An 18,072-nucleotide genomic window follows, 5' to 3' on the forward strand; every position below is an offset into this window, starting at 1 on the left:
GTTTATTATAATAAGAAGAGTAAAAAGTTTGGAGGTACTATGAAAGGAAAAATAATTAAAGGAATTGGTGGTTTTTATTATGTAAAAACTACTGATGGATTAATTGAGTGTAAAGCAAGAGGTAAATTCAGACATAAAGATATGAAGCCGCTTGTAGGGGATGATGTAGAAATACTAGTAGATAATGGTAAAGGAGTTATTTGTGATATTCATGAGAGGACGTCTGAACTTATTAGGCCTACAGTAGCAAATGTAACGCAAGCATTTGTTGTTTTTGCTATAAAAAATCCAGATATAAATTATGATTTATTAAATAGATTTTTAGTATTATGTGAACATAATAATATTAAAGCTATAGTTTGTTTAAATAAGGTTGATTTAGTATCAGATGAAGAAAAAGAGTTTGTTAAAAGTAAGATAAATGCCATTGGTTATGAGGTGTTGTTTATTAATGCTAAAAAAGGCTTAGGGGTAGAGACTTTGAAAGAAAAACTAGATGGGAATGTAACAGTTTTATGTGGTCCATCAGGAGCAGGGAAATCTACGCTTATTAATACTTTAACAGAAAAATATCATATGGAGACTGGGGAAGTTTCTGATAAAATAGGAAGAGGAAAACATACTACTAGACATAGTGAACTTATCGATGTAGAAGATGGATACATAGTTGATACTCCAGGGTTTTCAACATTAGAAGTAACTTTTATTGAAAAAGATGACTTGAAATATTGTTTCCCAGAGTTTGAGAAATATAATAATCAATGTAAGTTTAGAGGTTGCTCACATTATAAAGAACCTAGTTGTGCAGTGAAGACTGCAGTTGAAGAAGGTAAAATTAATAATTTTAGATATGAATTTTATATAAGAACATTAGAAGAAATAATGAATGGGAGGAAGTATTAATGGTTAAAATAGCGCCGTCTATATTATCAGCAGATTTTTCAAAATTAGGAGAGGAAGTAGTAAAGTTACATGATTGTGGAGCAGATTTTATTCATATTGATGTAATGGATGGAGAGTTTGTGCCTAATATTACTTTTGGAATGCCTGTAATTAAAGCAATAAGAAATAAAACAGATAAGGTATTTGATGTACATTTAATGATAAATAATCCTCAAAGATATATTGATGATTTTATAGCTGCTGGAGCAGATATAATAACTATACATTATGAGGCAGAAAGACATTTAGATAGAGCTATACAATATATTAAATCCAAAGGTGTTAAGGCTGCGGTTGCATTAAATCCAGCTACACCAACAATGGTTTTAAAAGATATAATAGCTAATTTAGATATGGTTTTAATAATGTCTGTTAATCCAGGTTTTGGAGGACAAAAGTTTATTCCTTATTCTTTAGATAAAATTAAAGAGGTTAAAGAAATGGCTATAAAAGCTAATAATCCTGATATTTTAATTCAAGTTGATGGTGGAGTAGATAGAAGTAATGTCAAAGATGTTATTGAAGCTGGAGCTAATGTTATAGTAGCAGGATCTGCTGTTTTTGGAGATGGAAATATAGAAGAGAATATTAAAGCTTTAAGAGGGTAATGATGAATTGTTTAATAGTAGCTGGAGGGGTTAAACCTAAGGATGAAGTTATTAAGTATTATTCGAAAAAATGTGAATTAATAATAGGTGTGGATAAAGGGTGTAATTATCTTTTTGAAGCTAAAGTAAAACCACAATATATAGTAGGGGATTTTGATTCTTCTAATTTAGATATTATAGATGAAATAGTTAAGCAAGGTGTAATTAAATATAAATATCAATGTGAGAAGAATTTTACTGATTCTGAAGAAGCTTTTGAGTTAGCAATATCAAAGGGAGCAAAAAGAATTGAGTTTTTAGGAGCTACAGGTGATCGTTTTGATCATACATTAGGTAATTTAGGTTTGTTATTAAAGGCTTTAAAATCAGGCGTATACGCTGAAATAGTTGATGAAAGAAATAGAATGTTTTTAATTAATAAAAATACTATAATACAAAAAGATGATAAATATAAATATGTATCATTTTTAGCATATAATAATAGAATTGAAGAATTTTCTATAAGAAATGCTAAATACCCTTTAGATAAGTATGCTTTAGAAATAGGAGACTCTAGAACCGTATCTAATGAGTTTATAAATGATGAAATAGGTTTAGAGATTTCTAATGGAAGCATATTAGTAGTATATTCTAAAGATTAAAATAAAAAAATAAAAAAATAAAAAAATTTTAAAAAAATAAGCACCACTTTACAGTTACTTGCATAATATGTGTAGTAAGGAGTGGTGTTTTTATTTTTAAAAAGTACTATATCTTTGACAGCTTAGAAAACACAAAATGAATGGGGGGAGAATTTTGAAGATTATCGCTATTAAATTGCCTAAATTTTTATCATCTATAATTAAATTTTTTACTAGAAAAAAATAAGTACATAGGAGAAAGATAGCAGAAGGCTATTAAGGATAGTATACCTTTTATTTATACATTATTAAATTTAAATAATAAAAAATGCAATTGAATAATCAATTGCATTTTTTATTTGAACTTATATTGCTCTTTCAACCTTACCAGATCTAAGGCATCTTGTACAAACGTGAACAGTTTTTGGTGTTCCGTTAACTAAAGCCTTTACTCTCTTTATGTTAGGAGCCCAAGTTCTCTTAGATTGACGATGTGAGTGTGAGTATTGAGTTCCAGATACTACACCTTTATTACAAACTTCGCATCTTCTTGCCACTTGAAAACACCTCCTTATGTTTGAAGATAATTTCTCTTCAATAGGACAAAATAGATTTTAACATAGGTGATATAAAAAAAGCAAGCCTATTTGAAAAAAATATTAAAAAAAATTATCTTATGTTGTTAAATGGCGAATGAATAGGATAAATTTACTTGAATTAATATAGTAACTAATATACAATAATCTATATGGAAAGATAAAAAAGGAGGATTTTCTATGGTAGGATATTCAAATGACCTTGGAAGTATACATTACTCTGAAGAAGTATTAGGAAAGATAGTAGGCTTATCAACAATGGAGTGCTATGGAGTTGTTGGTATGGTTTCAAAGAATGCTACTGAAGGCTTATGGGAGTTAATGAGAATTGAGAATTTAAGTAAGGGTGTTAAATTAAGATTTAATGATGAAGATAAATTAATAATAGAATTATCAATAATGGTTGAATACGGAACTAAAATTTCTGTAATAGCTAATAATATAATTCAAAAGGTGCGTTATAGTGTTGAAAATTATACTGGACTAAAGGTTGCTTCAGTTACAGTTAATGTTCAAGCGGTAAGAGTCTAGGAGGTAACAGAATGAAGTATGATAGAATAAACGGCCATGATTTTTATAATATGGTTGTTAATGCTAGTAACAGATTATTGGAGGAAAGTGATTTCGTTAATGCGTTAAATGTTTTTCCTGTACCAGATGGTGACACAGGAACTAATATGTCAATGACTTTTAAGGCTGCAGTAAAAGAAATAGAAAACTTGAATTCAGAATCAATTGGAGAAACTTCAAAGAAGCTAGCTAAAGGTGCTTTAATGGGTGCAAGAGGTAACTCAGGTGTTATCTTATCTCAGATACTTAGAGGTATTTCTAAGGGGTTAGAAGGAAAAACAAGTGTTGATAGCGCAGAACTTGCTAATGCTTTTGTAGAAGGTAGTAAGGCTGCATATAAGGCTGTAATGAAACCTACTGAAGGTACTATTCTTTCAGTTGTTAGAGCAGCTGCAGAAGGAGCTATAAAAAGTAATGCAACTGATATAGTAGAACTTTTAGGTGAGACTGTAGTTGAAGCTAAGGTGATGCTTGATAAAACGCCAGATCTTTTACCAGCTCTTAAAAAAGCAAAAGTAGTAGATTCAGGTGGTATGGGATTATATATCATATTACAAGGAATGTATGATGCTTTAAAAGATGGAATAAAAGCTGAGATAAAGGATATAGTTTCTAATGGATCAGTAGGAGCAAGTGCTCAAGCAATAGAGGATATAGATATTAAATTTGGATACTGTACAGAATTTATAATATTAGGAGATGCTTCTAAAGCAAAAAAATTCCAAGATGAAATAGAACCACTTGGTGATTCTATGATAGTTGTTGGATATGATGATGTAATTAAAGTTCATATTCATACTAATGATCCTGGTTTAGTATTATCTAAGGCTGTTACTGTAGGTGAATTGTCTAAAATTAAGATAGATAATATGAGAGAAGAACATAGAGAAGTTTTAATGTCTAAAGAAGAGTACGCTGTAGGAAAAAATGAAGATGTTGAAGCAGAAGTAGCTGTAGAAAAGAAGAAATATGCCTTCGTTTCAGTTGCTATGGGAGAAGGAATAACTCATGTTCTTAAAGATTTAGGTGTTGATTATGTAATTGAAGGTGGGCAAACGATGAATCCATCTACTCAAGATATGATGGAATGTATATCTAAATTAAATGCTGATCATATATTCATATTACCTAATAATAAGAATATAATAATGGCTGCAACTCAAGCAGCAGAAATAGCAGATAAGGATGTTAGAGTTATACCAACTAAGAGTATTCCACAAGGAATTACTTGCATAACTATGTTTAATGCAGAACATGAAGTTGATGAAAATGAGGCTGCTTTAATGGAAGCATTAGAACTTGTTAAGACAGGCTCTGTAACTTATGCAGTTAGAGATACTGAAATGGATGGAATAGAAATTAAAGAAGGTAATATGCTTGGACTTATTGAAGGCAAAATCAATAAGGTTGGAGAAGATTATTTTGAAGTAGCTGAAGAAGTTTTAGAGTCTATGATTGATGAAGATAGTGAACTTATAACTATATTCTATGGTAAAGATGTAGATGAAAGTAAAATAGAAGAATTTACAGAAAAATTAGAAGAAAAGTATGAAGATTGTGATGTACAATTCTACAAAGGAGATCAACCTTTATACTACTTTATAATGGCTGTGGAATAATTAATTATAAAGCACAAGAAAGTTTAATTTCTTGTGCTTTATTTTTTTTAGATAATAATATAAAATTATATTTATTATCTAAATATTAGGAGGAAGAGAATGGATATATCACAAGATGTAAAGTATCTAAAGGGTGTTGGACCTAAATTATTAGAGAAATTAAATAGATGTGGGATATTTACTGTTTTAGATTTGCTTTTGTATTTTCCTAGAGATTATGAATTTTTAAGAAGTAATATTCCCTTTAGTGAGATAGATGAAGAAGATAAACAAGTATTATCTTGTGTTTGTGTAGGCATAGATAGAGATGTTAGAACTAAAACAGGAAAAACATTAACTACTATAAGATTTAATTATTTAGGAAATTTAGTACTTGGAAAATGGTTTAATCAAGGCTTTATAAAAAATACATTTAAAATTGGGCAAAGTTATGATTTGATGGGGAAATTTAAAAGAGTTACTAATAGGCTAGAAGTTATTAATCCTATAGTAGGTGTTAAATTAGCTAAAGAAAATGAAATAGTTCCTAAATATAGTTTAAAAGGTGATTTAACAGATAAAATATTAATAAAGCTTATAGGTAATTGTTTAGAGCAAATAACAATAAAAGATAATTTGCCCCAATATTTATTAGAAAAATATAAGATGACAAATTTAGATTTTGCTATAAAAAATATTCACTTTCCTACAGGGAAAAGAGAGCTTGAATTAGCTATAAATAGATTGAAGTTTCAAGAATTATTTACTTATTCAATGAAGCTTTTAATGCTTAAAAAGAATCTAAGAACTAAAAATGGAATTGAATTTAAGCTAGTAGATGAATTGAAGGATTTAAAAGCAGCTCTTCCTTATAGTTTGACAGATGCGCAAACTAGAGTAGTAAGAGAAATATTAAGGGATCAAAAAAGTCCATGGCCTATGAATAGATTGGTTCAAGGTGATGTAGGAAGTGGAAAAACTGTAGTGGCTTTAATTGCTATGTTTAATGTTGTTAAAAATGGATATCAAGCTACCTTGATGGTACCTACAGAAATATTAGCTAATCAACATTACTTAGAAGCTAAAAAGTTATTAGAACCTTTTGGCATACATATTGAGTTATTAACGGGGAGTACATCGTTAAAAGAAAAAAGAAGAATAAAAGAACTTATAACTACAGATGAGCCAGTAATAGTAATAGGAACTCATGCCTTGATACAAGAAGATGTAGATTTTAAGAATTTAGGATTAGTTATAACAGATGAGCAACATAGATTTGGTGTAGAACAAAGAAGTAGACTCATAAATAAGGGTAGACGTCCTGATGTAATGGTAATGACAGCAACACCAATACCAAGAACTTTAGCTTTATATGTTTATTCAGATTTAGATATATCAGCTATTGATCAATTACCGCCAGGTAGAAAGCCGGTAGATACAAGGTTTTTTAATGAGGGTGAAAGATTTTCTGCTTATGATTTAGCTTTAGATGAAATTGATAAGGGACGTCAAGTTTACATAGTATGTCCACTTATTGAAGAAGATGAAGATATGAAATTGAATTCAGTTGAAAAATTATATAACGAATTAAGTGATGGTGTCTTTAGAGGTATACCTATAGAAATTTTACATGGGAAAATGAAGCCTAAGGAAAAAGATGAAATTATAAATAGATTTAAAAATAATGAAACAAAGGCCATAATTTCAACAACAGTAATAGAAGTTGGTGTTAATGTTCCTAATGCATCTGTTATGATTATTGAAAATGCTGAAAGATTTGGTTTAGCACAATTGCATCAATTAAGAGGTAGAGTTGGAAGAGGTAGTTATGAATCCTATTGTATATTAATTGCAAAAGCAAAAACTGAAAATACAAAAAAGAGAATGGAAATTATGACAAGTTCAACTGATGGATTTTATATATCTGAAGAAGATTTAAAGTTAAGGGGATCAGGAGAAATGTTTGGAAGAAGACAAAGTGGAGATGAAGAATTTATTTTAGCTAATATATATGATGATATGAATATATTAAGATGTGCTAAAAGTGAAGCTAAGATATTGCTAGATTCTCATGAGGAAGAAAAGGTTAAGTTCTGTAATGAGGTAAAAAACTCTTTAGAAAGATGGAGTAAATATATTTGTTTTAACTAAAAAATATATAGATGATTACTTTAATATAAAATATAATGAAAGTAGTTTAAATAATAAAAAAATTGTTAATAAATTAATTATATGTTAGAATTATAATGTTAATGACAAAGGAGGAAATTAAATGAGAATTATAGCAGGAAGAGCAAGAGGACGTAAGTTGATACCTCCAGCAACTATGGAAACTAGACCTACTTTAGATAGAGTTAAAGAAGCTATGTTTAGTACAATACAAAATTATTTGCTAGATGCAGTAGTAATTGATGTATTTGCTGGAACAGGTAGTTTAGGATTAGAAGCAGCAAGTAGAGGTGCTAAAGAAGTATATTTAGTTGATAAGAGTGCTGTAACCTTTCCTTTATTAAAAGAAAATGTTAAAAATTTAAAATTTGAAGATTTTTGTTTTCCTTTAAATATGGATTCATATGAAGTTCTTAGAAATTTAGCTAAGAAGGGTAAGATAATGGATGTTGTTTTTATAGATCCGCCTTATTGTAGAGAGATGATTCCAGAAGCAATTAAAATCATTAAGGAAAATAATATGTTAAGTGAAGATGGTATAATAGTAACTAAAATAGATTCAATAGAAGAAATTTATGATGGGTATGAAGATATAAGATTATTTAAGAGTAAGAAGTATGGTAACACGACTGTATGTTACTATAAGTATATTAGAGAATAACTTAGGGAGAAAATTATGAGAGTTGCAATTTATCCAGGTAGCTTTGATCCTATTACTAATGGTCATTTAGATATTATTACAAGAGGGGCAAGGGTTTTTGATAAGCTAATAGTTGGTGTTTTAGTGAATGTTGATAAAGTTGGGTTATTTCCTATTGAAGAAAGGGTAGAGCTTATAAAAAGAGTAACAGCACATTTAGATAATGTAGAAGTTGTTAGTTTTAATGGACTTTTAGTTGATTTAGCTAAAAAGAATGATGCAAGAGTTATATTAAAAGGGTTAAGAGCTGTGTCAGATTTTGAATATGAATTTCAAATGGCATTAATGAATTCACAATTAGATTCAGAAGTCGAAACATTATTTATGACAACATCTGCAGCTAATTCATTTTTAAGTTCTTCATCGGTTAAGCAGGTTGCTAAATTTGGAGGGAAAATTAATGGGTTAGTTCCAGATGAAATAGTTGATGATGTTATTAGAAAAATTAAGGGATAAAAACTTAGGGGGGATATTTTGGAAAAGGTAGAATTGAGTGTTATTGAGCTATTAGAATATCTACAAGATATGGTAGAAAATTCACCTAAAATGCCTATAACAGGAAAGACAATTATTGATAAAAAAGAATTTGATGAAGTGATTGATCAAATAATTAATTATTTACCCGATCAGTTCAAAAAAGCTCAATGGGTTGTTAATGAAAAGGACAGAATTCTTAAAGAAGCACAAAGAGAATTTGACAATGTTAAAAAAGAAACATTTGAGATAATGAAGCAAAATGTTGAAAGTCATGACATTGTTAGAGAAGCTAAAATGAGAGCAAATGAAATAATAGCTCTAGCACAAAGGGATGCTAAAGCTATTAGAATAGGTTCTAGAGAATATTCTAATGAAATTTTAATGCAATTAGATGTTGAAATAGAAAAACAAAAGGCTCAGTTAATTAAGTCTATGCAAGAATCCTTTGAAAAAGTAGCAAAAGATATAGATGATAATTTAACTAAAACAGGAACAATAATTAAGGAAAATATAGCTGAATTAAGAACGATGTAATTTTCTAAAAAATGCAATTATTAAAGTTCCTATTAAGAAAAATGCTATAAATAACGTAATTAATATTGAGATATTATAATTATCAATTGTAGCAGATGATGTATAAGCTGTATATTGCAGTGAGAATACACTACTTATAATAAAGGTTATTCCAAAGCTTATTATGCCTTGAATAAACTTAATAAAGCTGTATTTAGCTATAGATATATCGTATTTATAAATGAAAGAGCTTATTTGGGCTATTACTGATAATCCGGAAAAAGAACAAATAAAGCTTATTATAGCTAATTTAAATGGTAGTGTTAATGGTAGTGTTGTTATAAGTTTGCAACCGTTAGTAAATTCAACACTGCCTAAAAATAATCCATAAATTGAATATTTAGGGAGATTTAAAAAAGCTTCGATATTATTAAAAGCAATGCTTATATAAGCATTGTTTTTTATTATGCTTATAATTATAGAGATCAAAACTACAAAAGCTCCTACTTGTAATGTAGTATTTATTCCATTATCTAAAGCAGATTTTAAGGCTGAACCAAAGTTCGTATTAGTGTTGTTTTTAGGTAATTCTTTAGAAGTAGATGAAATTTTACTGTGTCTCATTGTTAAAATACCTACAATGATTGGAGACAAATAATTAGAAATAAGTAAAATAAAACCTAATTTTACATCACCTAACATGGTTGCTCCTATGGAACCTATTATAAACATTGGACTAGCATTACTAGCTATATTTAAAAGTCGTTCAAATTCTCTCTTATCTATGTATCCTAAAGAGTAAAGATCACAACAATATTTACAGCCAAGAGGATATCCGCTTAAAAAGCTAGCAACTATAGGAAAAGAAGAGGATTTTGAAAGCTTAAGAGGTTTACATAAAATAGGCCCTAATATTTTCGAGTATAATCCAACACCGTCATATGAAATCAAAAGATTACATATGACTGAAAATGGAAAAATTGTTGGAATGATTGTTTTTACAACTAAGTTTACTCCAACTAGTGCGGCATCTATACAACTTTGTAGGTTATATACAAAAAGAAATATAAATCCTGTAATTAAGAGACACATAAAATAATTTCTGTTTTTGTTAAATAGTTTGAATAGTAGTAATAATAGAAAAAATATGATTATTGATAAAAAAATAATACTATACATGGTAACCCCCCCATCTATAGTATTTATATGCAGTATACATAAGGTATTATTAATATTTTATTATTGGACTTATAAGATAATCGCTATTAGAATTTATTTTGTTATTTAAGTTTGAGTAAGCTGCTGTAGCTTGTATATCTAACTTTAATAATGGATTATCAATGAAACGAGGTACTTTTGTAATAAGAGGTATAGTAGAATTAGCTTTTATTAATGAAAGAAGTTCTCTACCTGTCTTATTAAAGCCTAATACTCTGGCGTATAGGTTATTTGGATCTTCTATATTTAAGAAAGTATCAGAATCAAGACCAAGATATATATGAGTTAAAAGTCTTGAAATTTTACTATAGGTATACCTTTTACTTTTTACTTTTAAAATGAAATCTTCATATGAAGTTGATGAAGATATTTCTTTTATTAATTTATTTTCGAGACCTTCAGTTATTTCGTAAAGATTGTTAAAATTTATACATTGTGTTTGGATTTTATATTTAATAAATTTAAACATATCTTCATCGAAAACGAAAGGATAAGAGTTTTTCTGTAAACTTTCAAATACTTCAAATGATTCATTAGGAATTAAATTTTTTAATAATTCTATTGATGTTTCATTTTTTAACAATTCTCTAATTGATGTAGCTGATGAAAAAGAGTTTGATAAATTTTTGTCGTTGTAATTTGAACCTTCTCGTTTAAGTGTTGATGCTGTAATAGTGCTATTTAATTTTATAATAGATTTTATGTATTCTATTCCTAAGATGTTATTTGATGAAGTTATTATGTTGTTTATAGCATCATCTTTTAAATATTCTATTAAGCTTTTTTCACGAGCTTTAGCAAAGGTATCACCTTTTGATAAATGTTCTTTTATGAGTGTTTTAAATCTATCATCTTCGTTAACTAAAGTTTTAGATATTTTGCTTAATTTTTCTACATCTCCACATTCTGAACCGAAAAATAAATTATTAACAATACCAAGGTTGTGAAGTATTGATACAGAGCCTTTTGCAAAGAATTCAGCAGATGAAACTGCGTAGTAGGTAGGAAGTTCGATTATTAAATCAACTCCGTTATTTAAAGCCATTTCAGTTCTTTTCCATTTATCAATTATTGCAGGACCACCTCTTTGAACAAAGTTTCCGCTCATAACACAAACAACAGCATGGGCGTTGGTAGCTTTCTTTGCTTCTGTTAAATGATAAAGATGTCCATTGTGAAATGGATTATATTCAGTAATTATTCCTGTTACATTCATATTTAAACTCCTTTTTGGGAAATATAAAAATATTATAGCATAGAGAAGGAAATGTTAAAGATGTTATATAATATTAATATTATATAAAAAACAATATATAGTAAATTCAGAAAATTTATAATATAAAGAATTAATTTTTTGAGCAATTTAGGTATTGAAAAATATGTACGCATAGGAGTATAGTAATAGTGAAGATGAGACCGTACAAATTCGAAAGGGGAAATTAGACATGGAACTTATGGATAAATTATGGAATGCGGCTAAGGAAAATAAGCAAAGAATAGTTTTACCTGAAGGTGATGAAGAAAGAACTATTGTTGCTACTGAAAAAATTCAAAAGCTAGGATTAGCTTTCCCGATTTTAGTAGGCGATGAAGAAAGAATATTAGAAAAAGCTAAAGAACTTGGAGTTGATTTAAATGGAGTTGAAATAATCGATCCAAATAAATCAGAAAGACTTCAAGATTATATAAATGCATTTTATGAGTCAAGAAAAAATAAAGGTATGACTTTAGAGAAAGCGGATAAAATCGTTAGAGATCCATTATACTTTGGAACAATGATGGTTAAATTAGATGATGCTGATGGAATGGTATCAGGTGCTGTCCATACAACTGGAGATTTATTAAGACCAGGTTTACAGATCATTAAAACTGCACCAGGAGTATCAGTTGTATCAAGTTTCTTTATTATGATGGTACCAGGATCTAAGTATGGAGAAGATGGAATGTTATTATTCTCTGACTGTGCTGTTAATCCAAATCCAAATTATGAACAATTAGCAGCAATTGCAATCGCAACAGCTGATACAGCACGTAACCTTTGTAAAGTAGAGCCAAGAGTTGCGATGTTATCATTTTCAACAATGGGAAGTGCTGATCATGAAATGGTTGACAAGGTTAGAAAAGCTACAGAACTTGCAAAAGAACTAAGACCAGATTTACTAATTGATGGTGAATTACAATTAGATGCAGCTATAGTAGAAAGCGTTGCAGCTCAAAAAGCACCAAACAGTAAAGTTGCGGGTAAAGCAAACGTATTAATATTCCCAGATTTACAATCAGGAAACATAGGATACAAACTAGTTCAAAGATTTGCCGGAGCAGATGCTATAGGACCAATGTGTCAAGGATTTGCAAAGCCAATTAACGATTTATCAAGAGGATGTAACTCAGAAGATATTGTTAATGTTGTAGTATTAACTGCAGTGCAAGCGCAAGCACAAAATGCAAAATAGTGAAATTAAATGTTAAGAGGTGTTCAAAAATGAAAGTATTAGTTATAAACTGTGGAAGTTCTTCACTTAAATATCAATTAATCGATATGACAACAGAAGAATCACTAGCACAAGGATTAGTTGAAAGAATAGGGATTGAAGGTTCTGTTTTAACTCAAAAGGTTGAAGGTAGAGATAAATATATAGTAAAACAACCAATGGCAGACCATAAGGACGCAATAAAGTTAGTTTTAGAAGCTCTAGTAGATGAGAAAAACGGCGTTATTTCTTCAATGGATGAAATTTCAGCAGTAGGACATAGAGTTGTACATGGTGGAGAGAAGTACAATAAGTCTGTTATAATTGATGCAGATGTTAAGTCATATATAGAAGAATGCTTTAAATTAGCTCCACTTCATAATCCAGCAAACATGATTGGAATTAATGCTTGTGAAGAGTTAATGCCAAAGACACCAATGGTAGCTGTATTTGATACTGCATTCCATGGTAGTATGCCAGAAGAAGCATACATCTATGCTTTACCATATGAATTATATAAGAAACATGGAATAAGAAAATACGGATTCCATGGTACTTCACATAAGTATGTTTCTCAAAAAGTTGCAGAAGTTATGGGAAGAGATATAAAAGATTTAAAGATAATTACTTGTCATTTAGGAAATGGTGCAAGTTTATGTGCTATTAAGAATGGTGTATCAGTAGATACTTCAATGGGATTCACTCCACTTGAAGGTGTAGCAATGGGAACAAGATGTGGTAACATAGATCCTGCTATAGTTACATTCTTAATGAAAGAAGAAGGATTATCAGCTGATGAAGTTAACGATTTAATGAATAAAAAATCAGGGGTTCTTGGAATATCAGGATTAAGCTCTGACTTTAGAGATATTGAAGATGGTGCATTTAAGAATAAAGACCCAAGAGCTATATTAGCACTTAAAGTATTTGAATACAAAGTAAGAGCTACAATTGGATCATATGCTGCTATAATGGGTGGAGTAGATGCTATAGTATTTACAGCAGGTGTAGGAGAAAATGGACCAGAAACTAGAGAAGAATGCTTAAAAGGTTTAGAATTCTTAGGCGTAGAAATAGACAGAGAAGCTAACAATGTTAGAGGTAAGGTAAGAGAAATATCTAAACCAGGATGTAAAGTTAAGGCATTTGTTATTCCTACTAATGAAGAATTAGTAATTGCTAGAGATACTTTAGAATTAATACAAAAGTAATTTCCATATAAGGCTTGACTTTTTATGTCGAGCTTTATATAATAAATTGTGTTTGAATTCAGTAAATTTTAGCGAGGAGTGAAACTTTGCTTTAGCTCAAGCTGTACATAATGTATAATATACCTTAAAGGTATGAGGATTATATCCAGAGCTTAAGATATGGTGATTAATTTTTCAGATTTATTATCTAAGAAGAACAGAAAGAAACAAATATCTTTATCATTCGAGTTAGAACATTTTGAATTCGAAGGAGAAGAAATTAGAGCAATTGAAAAAGTTGATGTAGAAGGGGTTGCAATATCAGAAAATGATGTTATAGTAATAGAGGCTTCTATAAAAACTAAGTTAAAGTTGAATTGTTCTAGATGCTTAGATACCTTTATCTATCCAATAGATATTGATATAGAAGAAAGGTTTACAAATAATAAGGAACTTCAAGATGAAGAAATTATGTTTGTAGATGGTGATACACTTGATATTACCGAAATTATTGAAAATAGTATTATTTCAACCTTACCTATCAAAAGACTTTGCAAGGAAGACTGCAAGGGACTATGTTCTCAATGTGGTGCAAATAAAAATGTTGAAAATTGTAGCTGTTTAGATTATGATGTTGACGTTAGGCTTGCAAAGCTTAGAGAGTTGTTTGGGGAATAAGGAGGTGTAATAATGGGAAATCCAGCTAGAAAGACATATAGAGCAAAAAGAGATTCTAGAAGAGCTCAAACTTTTAAGTTAAGCTTACCAGGAATAGTTGAATGTCCACAATGCCACGAAATGAAGATGGCTCACAGAGTTTGTAAGAACTGTGGATTCTACAAAGGTAAAGAAGTAGTTGCTTCAACTGAAGAATAAAAGAAAGTCTTATGACTTTCTTTTCTTTATATATAAAGAAATATAAGGGGTGAAAGAAATGAGGATTGCTATAGATGGTATGGGTGGAGATAATGCACCACAAGCTGTTGTTAACGGTGTAGTTCAGGCTCTTAATGAATTTAAAGATTTAGAGTTTTATATAACTGGACCTGAAGATATAATAAAAGAACAGTTAAAAAAAGAAAATTACACAGGTAATAAAATAACTATAGTTGATGCTAAGGAAGTTATATCAACTAATGAGCATCCGGTTATGGCTATAAGAAAGAAAAAGGATTCAAGCCTGTGTAAAGCTTTAAACTTAGTTAAAGAGAAAAAGTGTGATGCTGTTTTATCAGCAGGAAGTACAGGTGCCTTTTTAGCAGGTTGTAATTTTATTGTAGGAAGAATAAAAGGTGTTAAAAGACCTGCGTTAACTCCTATCATGCCAGGTAAGAATGCGCCGTTTATGATAGTTGATGCTGGAGCTAATGTTGATTGTAAACCAGAATATTTAGTTCAGTTTGCTCATATGGGTAGAGAATATTATAAAGGTGTATTAAAGGTAGAAAATCCTAGCATTGGATTAGTTAATATAGGTGCTGAAGAGGAGAAAGGTAACGAATTAACTAAAAGTACATACCAATTGCTAAAAGGTGAAGAAAGTCTTAATTTTGTAGGAAATGTAGAGCCAAGAGATGTTACATTAGGAGATACTAATGTTCTTGTTTGTGATGGTTTTGCAGGAAATACAATATTAAAGATGTATGAAGGAACAGCATCTACTGTTTTAAAGATAATAAAGGATGAAATGCTTTCTTCAGGTGTTAAGGCAAAGGTTGGGGCTCTTTTATTGAAACCTGTATTTAAAAGTATAAAGAAAAAGTTTGATTATAAGGAATATGGTGGAGCGCCATTCTTAGGTGTTGATGGAATTTGTATAAAAGCTCATGGAAGTTCTGACGGAAAAGCGTTTAAAAATGCTATAAGGCAAAGTAAGCAATTCTATGACAGTAAGGTTTTAGAAAAAATTAAGGAAGAGTTAGAGCTAAAAGCATAGAAAATAAGTGATTTTTAAGTTTTAATATATTGGATCAAATATTCGCTAGAAGTAAAATTCTTATTATATATATTTGTTTTCGTAATAAATATATTGAATCTATATTGACGATAATAAAAATATATAATATTATCTAAATGGGTGTGTTTAGGAGGTGAAAGAATGTTTGAGAAGATTAAAGGAATCATTGCTGATAAACTAAGCATTAGTGAAGACGAAATAACTATGGATTCAGCATTTTTAGAAGATTTAAATGCAGATTCTTTAGATATAGTTGAACTTATAATGGCTTTAGAAGATGAGTTAGATATGGAAATTCCAGACGAAGATGCAGAAAACTTTGTTACTGTTGGTGATGTAGTTAAATTTGTAAAGTCACATGTTGAGGAATAAATAAAATCCCGCAGTATTTGCGGGATTTTATGTTATAAATTACTTTTATAAAAAATCAAAATAGTTTATTCTTGAATTTGTTTTTATAAGCAAGTTGAAGAATAAACTTGAAGGAGTGTAAAAAATGAATAATTTCTATCAGAAAGAAGCTGAGGATATAATAGGTATTAAGTTTAATGAACCTAAATTGTTAGCTACAGCTTTAACTCATTCATCGTATGCAAATCAGCATAGAGATGAAGAGTACAATGAAAGATTTGAGTTTTTAGGAGATTCAATTCTTCAAGTATGTATCACTGAATATTTATTCTTAAATTATAAAGAAAAAAGTGAAGGTGAATTAACCAAAATACGTAGTTTAATTGTTTGTGAAAATTCTTTATATGAGATAGGTAAATCCTTAAATTTAGGCTATTTATTAAGAATGAGTAAAGGAGAAGAATTAACTGGAGGAAGAGAGAGAGTATCTCTAATAGCGGATGCTGTTGAAGCCTTAATTGCGGCTATATATTTAGATAAAGGTTTAGAATTTGCTAAAGATTATATTATAGGTAGATTTGAAGATATAATAAAACGTGCTATAAATAATGATATAATTTTAGATTACAAAACTAAGTTACAAGAATATCTTCAAAAGAACGGTGAAATATCAATAGTATATGAGCTTATTAAATTTGAAGGGCCTCCACATAGAAGAAAATTCTATACTAAGCTTATAATAGATAATAACGAGTTAACATGTGGAGAGGGATATAGTAAGAAGGAGTCAGAACAAAATGCAGCAAAAGCAGCTTTAAAAGTTTTGGAGGAAAAGAATGAGTAAAAATTATTATATAATTCCTATTTTTATTTCTCATCAAGGCTGTCCTCATCAATGTGTATTTTGTAATCAAGATAGAATAGCAGGAAAATATGAAGAAGTTTTTGCTAGAGATGTAAGAAAAACTATAGATGAGTATTTAGAAACTATAAATAGCAATGGGGCTACTATAGAAGTATCATTTTTTGGTGGAACCTTTACAGCAATTGATGTAAATAAGCAAAAGGAATTATTAGAAGTTGCTAGGGAATATAAACAAAAAGGGCTAATACATAAAATAAGGCTATCAACTAGACCAGATGCAATATTACCTTATATTTTAGGGTATTTAAAAGAATATGAGGTTGATATAATAGAACTGGGAGTTCAATCCTTAGATGATGATGTCTTAAGAAAGGCCGGGAGAGGGCATAGCGTTAATGATGTAGTAATTGCATCTAAGCTTATTAAAGAAGCAGGATTTACTTTAGGGCATCAAATAATGCCAGGATTGCCAGGGGATAGTTTTAAAATTGATATAGAAACCACTAAAAAATCAATAGAGATGAAGCCAGATATATGTAGGATATATCCATCCTTAGTTATTAAGGATACGCCTATGGAGGATATGTATAATAGAGGGGATTATGTACCATACTCTTTAGATGAGGCTGTATATATTTCTGGTGAAATGCTTAAATTATACAATGAGGCTAAGGTTAAAGTAATTAGGATTGGATTACAACCAACAGATACTATAACAACAGGAAAAGATATAGTAGATGGACCTTTTCATCCAGCTTTTAGGGAGTTGGTTGAAGGATATTTGATTTGTGAAACTTTAGACAAAAGATCTCCAAAGGAAAAGGATATTATAGTTGAAATTAATGAAAAAGATATTAGTAAATTATATACTAATAAAAAGCAATACTTCAAAAAGTTCTTAGCCAATAGACAAGGTAAAGTATATGTTAATACTAATAATAAGGTTAAGAAGGGAAAAGTTAAGTTAACAGTTATTGAGAGTAGAGAAGAATTTAAAATATAATTGTTGTAATTTAGACTTTAGTAGACAAAATAATAAAGGATATAAATTTAGGTGGCAAGGGGCAAAGGGTATATAACAAGAGAATAATATTCTTGTTTAGGATCCTTTGAATCTTGTCATTGTTTTATTGATATTTCTTTAGCTTTGCTATAAACTAGAGAAAGAATGGAGTGAGAGTTGTTATGAAAGCAAAGACAAGAGAAAAAATGATATATATTATTACT

The 18,072-nt window shown here is 29.5% G+C and carries 20 protein-coding genes; 17 read left to right on the top strand and 3 right to left on the bottom strand.

Annotated features, from left to right (window positions below):
* Positions 1 to 39: 39 nt before the first annotated feature.
* Genes rsgA through I4V51_RS13160 form a run of 3 tightly spaced genes read left to right on the top strand, consistent with a single transcriptional unit; the run spans position 40 to position 2,191 of the window.
* The gene (gene rsgA, locus I4V51_RS13150; protein WP_195988891.1) at positions 40 to 903 is read left to right on the top strand and encodes a ribosome small subunit-dependent GTPase A; all 864 of its coding nucleotides are present in this window, start codon (positions 40 to 42) and stop codon (positions 901 to 903) included.
* The gene (gene rpe / locus I4V51_RS13155; RefSeq protein ID WP_195988892.1) at positions 903 to 1,550 is read left to right on the top strand and encodes a ribulose-phosphate 3-epimerase; all 648 of its coding nucleotides are present in this window, start codon (positions 903 to 905) and stop codon (positions 1,548 to 1,550) included. Before rsgA ends, rpe begins: the two co-directional genes overlap by 1 nt.
* Positions 1,551 to 1,552: 2 nt before the next feature.
* On the top strand, positions 1,553 to 2,191 hold the full coding sequence (locus tag I4V51_RS13160; RefSeq protein ID WP_195988893.1) for a thiamine diphosphokinase: 639 nt from the start codon (positions 1,553 to 1,555) through the stop codon (positions 2,189 to 2,191).
* Positions 2,192 to 2,535: 344 nt separating this feature from the next.
* On the opposite strand, the gene rpmB is transcribed toward I4V51_RS13160, so the two are convergent.
* Entirely contained in the window at positions 2,536 to 2,727 is a 192-nt protein-coding gene (gene rpmB / locus I4V51_RS13165; RefSeq protein ID WP_005213497.1) for a 50S ribosomal protein L28, read from the bottom strand.
* A 219-nt stretch (positions 2,728 to 2,946) separates the two neighbouring features.
* On the opposite strand from rpmB, the gene I4V51_RS13170 reads away from it, so the two are divergent.
* From I4V51_RS13170 to I4V51_RS13195, 6 genes are all read left to right on the top strand, one after another.
* Positions 2,947 to 3,297 (top strand): Asp23/Gls24 family envelope stress response protein, encoded by a 351-nt coding sequence (locus I4V51_RS13170; RefSeq protein ID WP_195988894.1) that lies wholly within the window; start codon positions 2,947 to 2,949, stop codon positions 3,295 to 3,297.
* 11 nt (positions 3,298 to 3,308) lie between these two features.
* Entirely contained in the window at positions 3,309 to 4,955 is a 1,647-nt protein-coding gene (locus I4V51_RS13175; protein ID WP_195988895.1) for a DAK2 domain-containing protein, read from the top strand.
* A 99-nt stretch (positions 4,956 to 5,054) separates the two neighbouring features.
* The gene (gene recG, locus I4V51_RS13180) at positions 5,055 to 7,085 is read left to right on the top strand and encodes an ATP-dependent DNA helicase RecG (RefSeq protein WP_195988896.1); all 2,031 of its coding nucleotides are present in this window, start codon (positions 5,055 to 5,057) and stop codon (positions 7,083 to 7,085) included.
* Between the two features lie 121 nt (positions 7,086 to 7,206).
* The gene (gene rsmD / locus I4V51_RS13185) at positions 7,207 to 7,764 is read left to right on the top strand and encodes a 16S rRNA (guanine(966)-N(2))-methyltransferase RsmD (RefSeq protein ID WP_195988897.1); all 558 of its coding nucleotides are present in this window, start codon (positions 7,207 to 7,209) and stop codon (positions 7,762 to 7,764) included.
* A 15-nt stretch (positions 7,765 to 7,779) separates the two neighbouring features.
* On the top strand, positions 7,780 to 8,259 hold the full coding sequence (coaD, locus tag I4V51_RS13190; protein WP_195988898.1) for a pantetheine-phosphate adenylyltransferase: 480 nt from the start codon (positions 7,780 to 7,782) through the stop codon (positions 8,257 to 8,259).
* Positions 8,260 to 8,277: 18 nt separating this feature from the next.
* Positions 8,278 to 8,814, top strand: a complete 537-nt coding sequence (locus I4V51_RS13195; RefSeq protein WP_195988899.1) for an ATPase — start codon at positions 8,278 to 8,280, stop codon at positions 8,812 to 8,814.
* On the opposite strand, the gene ylbJ is transcribed toward I4V51_RS13195, so the two are convergent.
* Together ylbJ and I4V51_RS13205 are read right to left on the bottom strand one after the other, a co-directional pair.
* Entirely contained in the window at positions 8,800 to 9,885 is a 1,086-nt protein-coding gene (gene ylbJ / locus I4V51_RS13200) for a sporulation integral membrane protein YlbJ (RefSeq protein WP_243281509.1), read from the bottom strand. The genes I4V51_RS13195 and ylbJ overlap by 15 nt on opposite strands.
* 136 nt (positions 9,886 to 10,021) lie before the next feature.
* A complete protein-coding gene (locus I4V51_RS13205; RefSeq protein ID WP_195988901.1) occupies positions 10,022 to 11,227 on the bottom strand; it encodes a nucleotidyltransferase in 1,206 nt (401 codons plus the stop codon).
* 229 nt (positions 11,228 to 11,456) lie between these two features.
* Between I4V51_RS13205 and pta the strand changes: the two genes are divergently transcribed.
* The 8 genes from pta to I4V51_RS13245 all read left to right on the top strand — a co-directional run bounded on the left by pta (position 11,457) and on the right by I4V51_RS13245 (position 17,848).
* Complete coding sequence (pta, locus tag I4V51_RS13210) at positions 11,457 to 12,464, top strand: phosphate acetyltransferase (RefSeq protein WP_195988902.1); 1,008 nt, start codon at positions 11,457 to 11,459, stop codon at positions 12,462 to 12,464.
* Between the two features lie 29 nt (positions 12,465 to 12,493).
* The gene (locus I4V51_RS13215; protein WP_195988903.1) at positions 12,494 to 13,693 is read left to right on the top strand and encodes an acetate kinase; all 1,200 of its coding nucleotides are present in this window, start codon (positions 12,494 to 12,496) and stop codon (positions 13,691 to 13,693) included.
* 159 nt (positions 13,694 to 13,852) lie between these two features.
* A complete protein-coding gene (locus I4V51_RS13220) occupies positions 13,853 to 14,350 on the top strand; it encodes a DUF177 domain-containing protein (protein WP_195988904.1) in 498 nt (165 codons plus the stop codon).
* Between the two features lie 12 nt (positions 14,351 to 14,362).
* Entirely contained in the window at positions 14,363 to 14,548 is a 186-nt protein-coding gene (gene rpmF / locus I4V51_RS13225; RefSeq protein ID WP_005213472.1) for a 50S ribosomal protein L32, read from the top strand.
* A 58-nt stretch (positions 14,549 to 14,606) separates the two neighbouring features.
* The gene (plsX, locus tag I4V51_RS13230) at positions 14,607 to 15,608 is read left to right on the top strand and encodes a phosphate acyltransferase PlsX (RefSeq protein WP_195988905.1); all 1,002 of its coding nucleotides are present in this window, start codon (positions 14,607 to 14,609) and stop codon (positions 15,606 to 15,608) included.
* A 162-nt stretch (positions 15,609 to 15,770) separates the two neighbouring features.
* On the top strand, positions 15,771 to 16,001 hold the full coding sequence (gene acpP / locus I4V51_RS13235) for an acyl carrier protein (RefSeq protein ID WP_195988906.1): 231 nt from the start codon (positions 15,771 to 15,773) through the stop codon (positions 15,999 to 16,001).
* 124 nt (positions 16,002 to 16,125) lie between these two features.
* A complete protein-coding gene (gene rnc, locus I4V51_RS13240; protein ID WP_195988907.1) occupies positions 16,126 to 16,824 on the top strand; it encodes a ribonuclease III in 699 nt (232 codons plus the stop codon).
* A complete protein-coding gene (locus I4V51_RS13245) occupies positions 16,817 to 17,848 on the top strand; it encodes a radical SAM protein (RefSeq protein WP_195988908.1) in 1,032 nt (343 codons plus the stop codon). Before rnc ends, I4V51_RS13245 begins: the two co-directional genes overlap by 8 nt.
* Positions 17,849 to 18,072 lie beyond the last annotated feature (224 nt).

This window comes from Clostridium sp. D53t1_180928_C8, from assembly GCF_015667795.1.
In the GTDB taxonomy this organism is placed as follows: domain Bacteria; phylum Bacillota; class Clostridia; order Clostridiales; family Clostridiaceae; genus Clostridium.

Bases quoted from the DNA above. Each gene is read 5' to 3' on its own strand.
- rsmD (WP_195988897.1), top strand. From the start codon at position 7,207: ATGAGAATTATAGCAGGAAGAGCAAGAGGACGTAAGTTGATACCTCCA.
- acpP (WP_195988906.1), top strand. From the start codon at position 15,771: ATGTTTGAGAAGATTAAAGGAATCATTGCTGATAAACTAAGCATTAGT.
- coaD (WP_195988898.1), top strand. From the start codon at position 7,780: ATGAGAGTTGCAATTTATCCAGGTAGCTTTGATCCTATTACTAATGGT.
- I4V51_RS13220 (WP_195988904.1), top strand. From the start codon at position 13,853: ATGGTGATTAATTTTTCAGATTTATTATCTAAGAAGAACAGAAAGAAA.
- rpmF (WP_005213472.1), top strand. From the start codon at position 14,363: ATGGGAAATCCAGCTAGAAAGACATATAGAGCAAAAAGAGATTCTAGA.
- pta (WP_195988902.1), top strand. From the start codon at position 11,457: ATGGAACTTATGGATAAATTATGGAATGCGGCTAAGGAAAATAAGCAA.
- rpe (WP_195988892.1), top strand. From the start codon at position 903: ATGGTTAAAATAGCGCCGTCTATATTATCAGCAGATTTTTCAAAATTA.
- I4V51_RS13160 (WP_195988893.1), top strand. From the start codon at position 1,553: ATGAATTGTTTAATAGTAGCTGGAGGGGTTAAACCTAAGGATGAAGTT.
- I4V51_RS13215 (WP_195988903.1), top strand. From the start codon at position 12,494: ATGAAAGTATTAGTTATAAACTGTGGAAGTTCTTCACTTAAATATCAA.
- I4V51_RS13245 (WP_195988908.1), top strand. From the start codon at position 16,817: ATGAGTAAAAATTATTATATAATTCCTATTTTTATTTCTCATCAAGGC.
- rnc (WP_195988907.1), top strand. From the start codon at position 16,126: ATGAATAATTTCTATCAGAAAGAAGCTGAGGATATAATAGGTATTAAG.
- I4V51_RS13170 (WP_195988894.1), top strand. From the start codon at position 2,947: ATGGTAGGATATTCAAATGACCTTGGAAGTATACATTACTCTGAAGAA.
- I4V51_RS13175 (WP_195988895.1), top strand. From the start codon at position 3,309: ATGAAGTATGATAGAATAAACGGCCATGATTTTTATAATATGGTTGTT.
- recG (WP_195988896.1), top strand. From the start codon at position 5,055: ATGGATATATCACAAGATGTAAAGTATCTAAAGGGTGTTGGACCTAAA.
- I4V51_RS13205 (WP_195988901.1), bottom strand. From the start codon at position 11,227: ATGAATGTAACAGGAATAATTACTGAATATAATCCATTTCACAATGGA.
- ylbJ (WP_243281509.1), bottom strand. From the start codon at position 9,885: ATGTGTCTCTTAATTACAGGATTTATATTTCTTTTTGTATATAACCTA.
- plsX (WP_195988905.1), top strand. From the start codon at position 14,607: ATGAGGATTGCTATAGATGGTATGGGTGGAGATAATGCACCACAAGCT.
- rsgA (WP_195988891.1), top strand. From the start codon at position 40: ATGAAAGGAAAAATAATTAAAGGAATTGGTGGTTTTTATTATGTAAAA.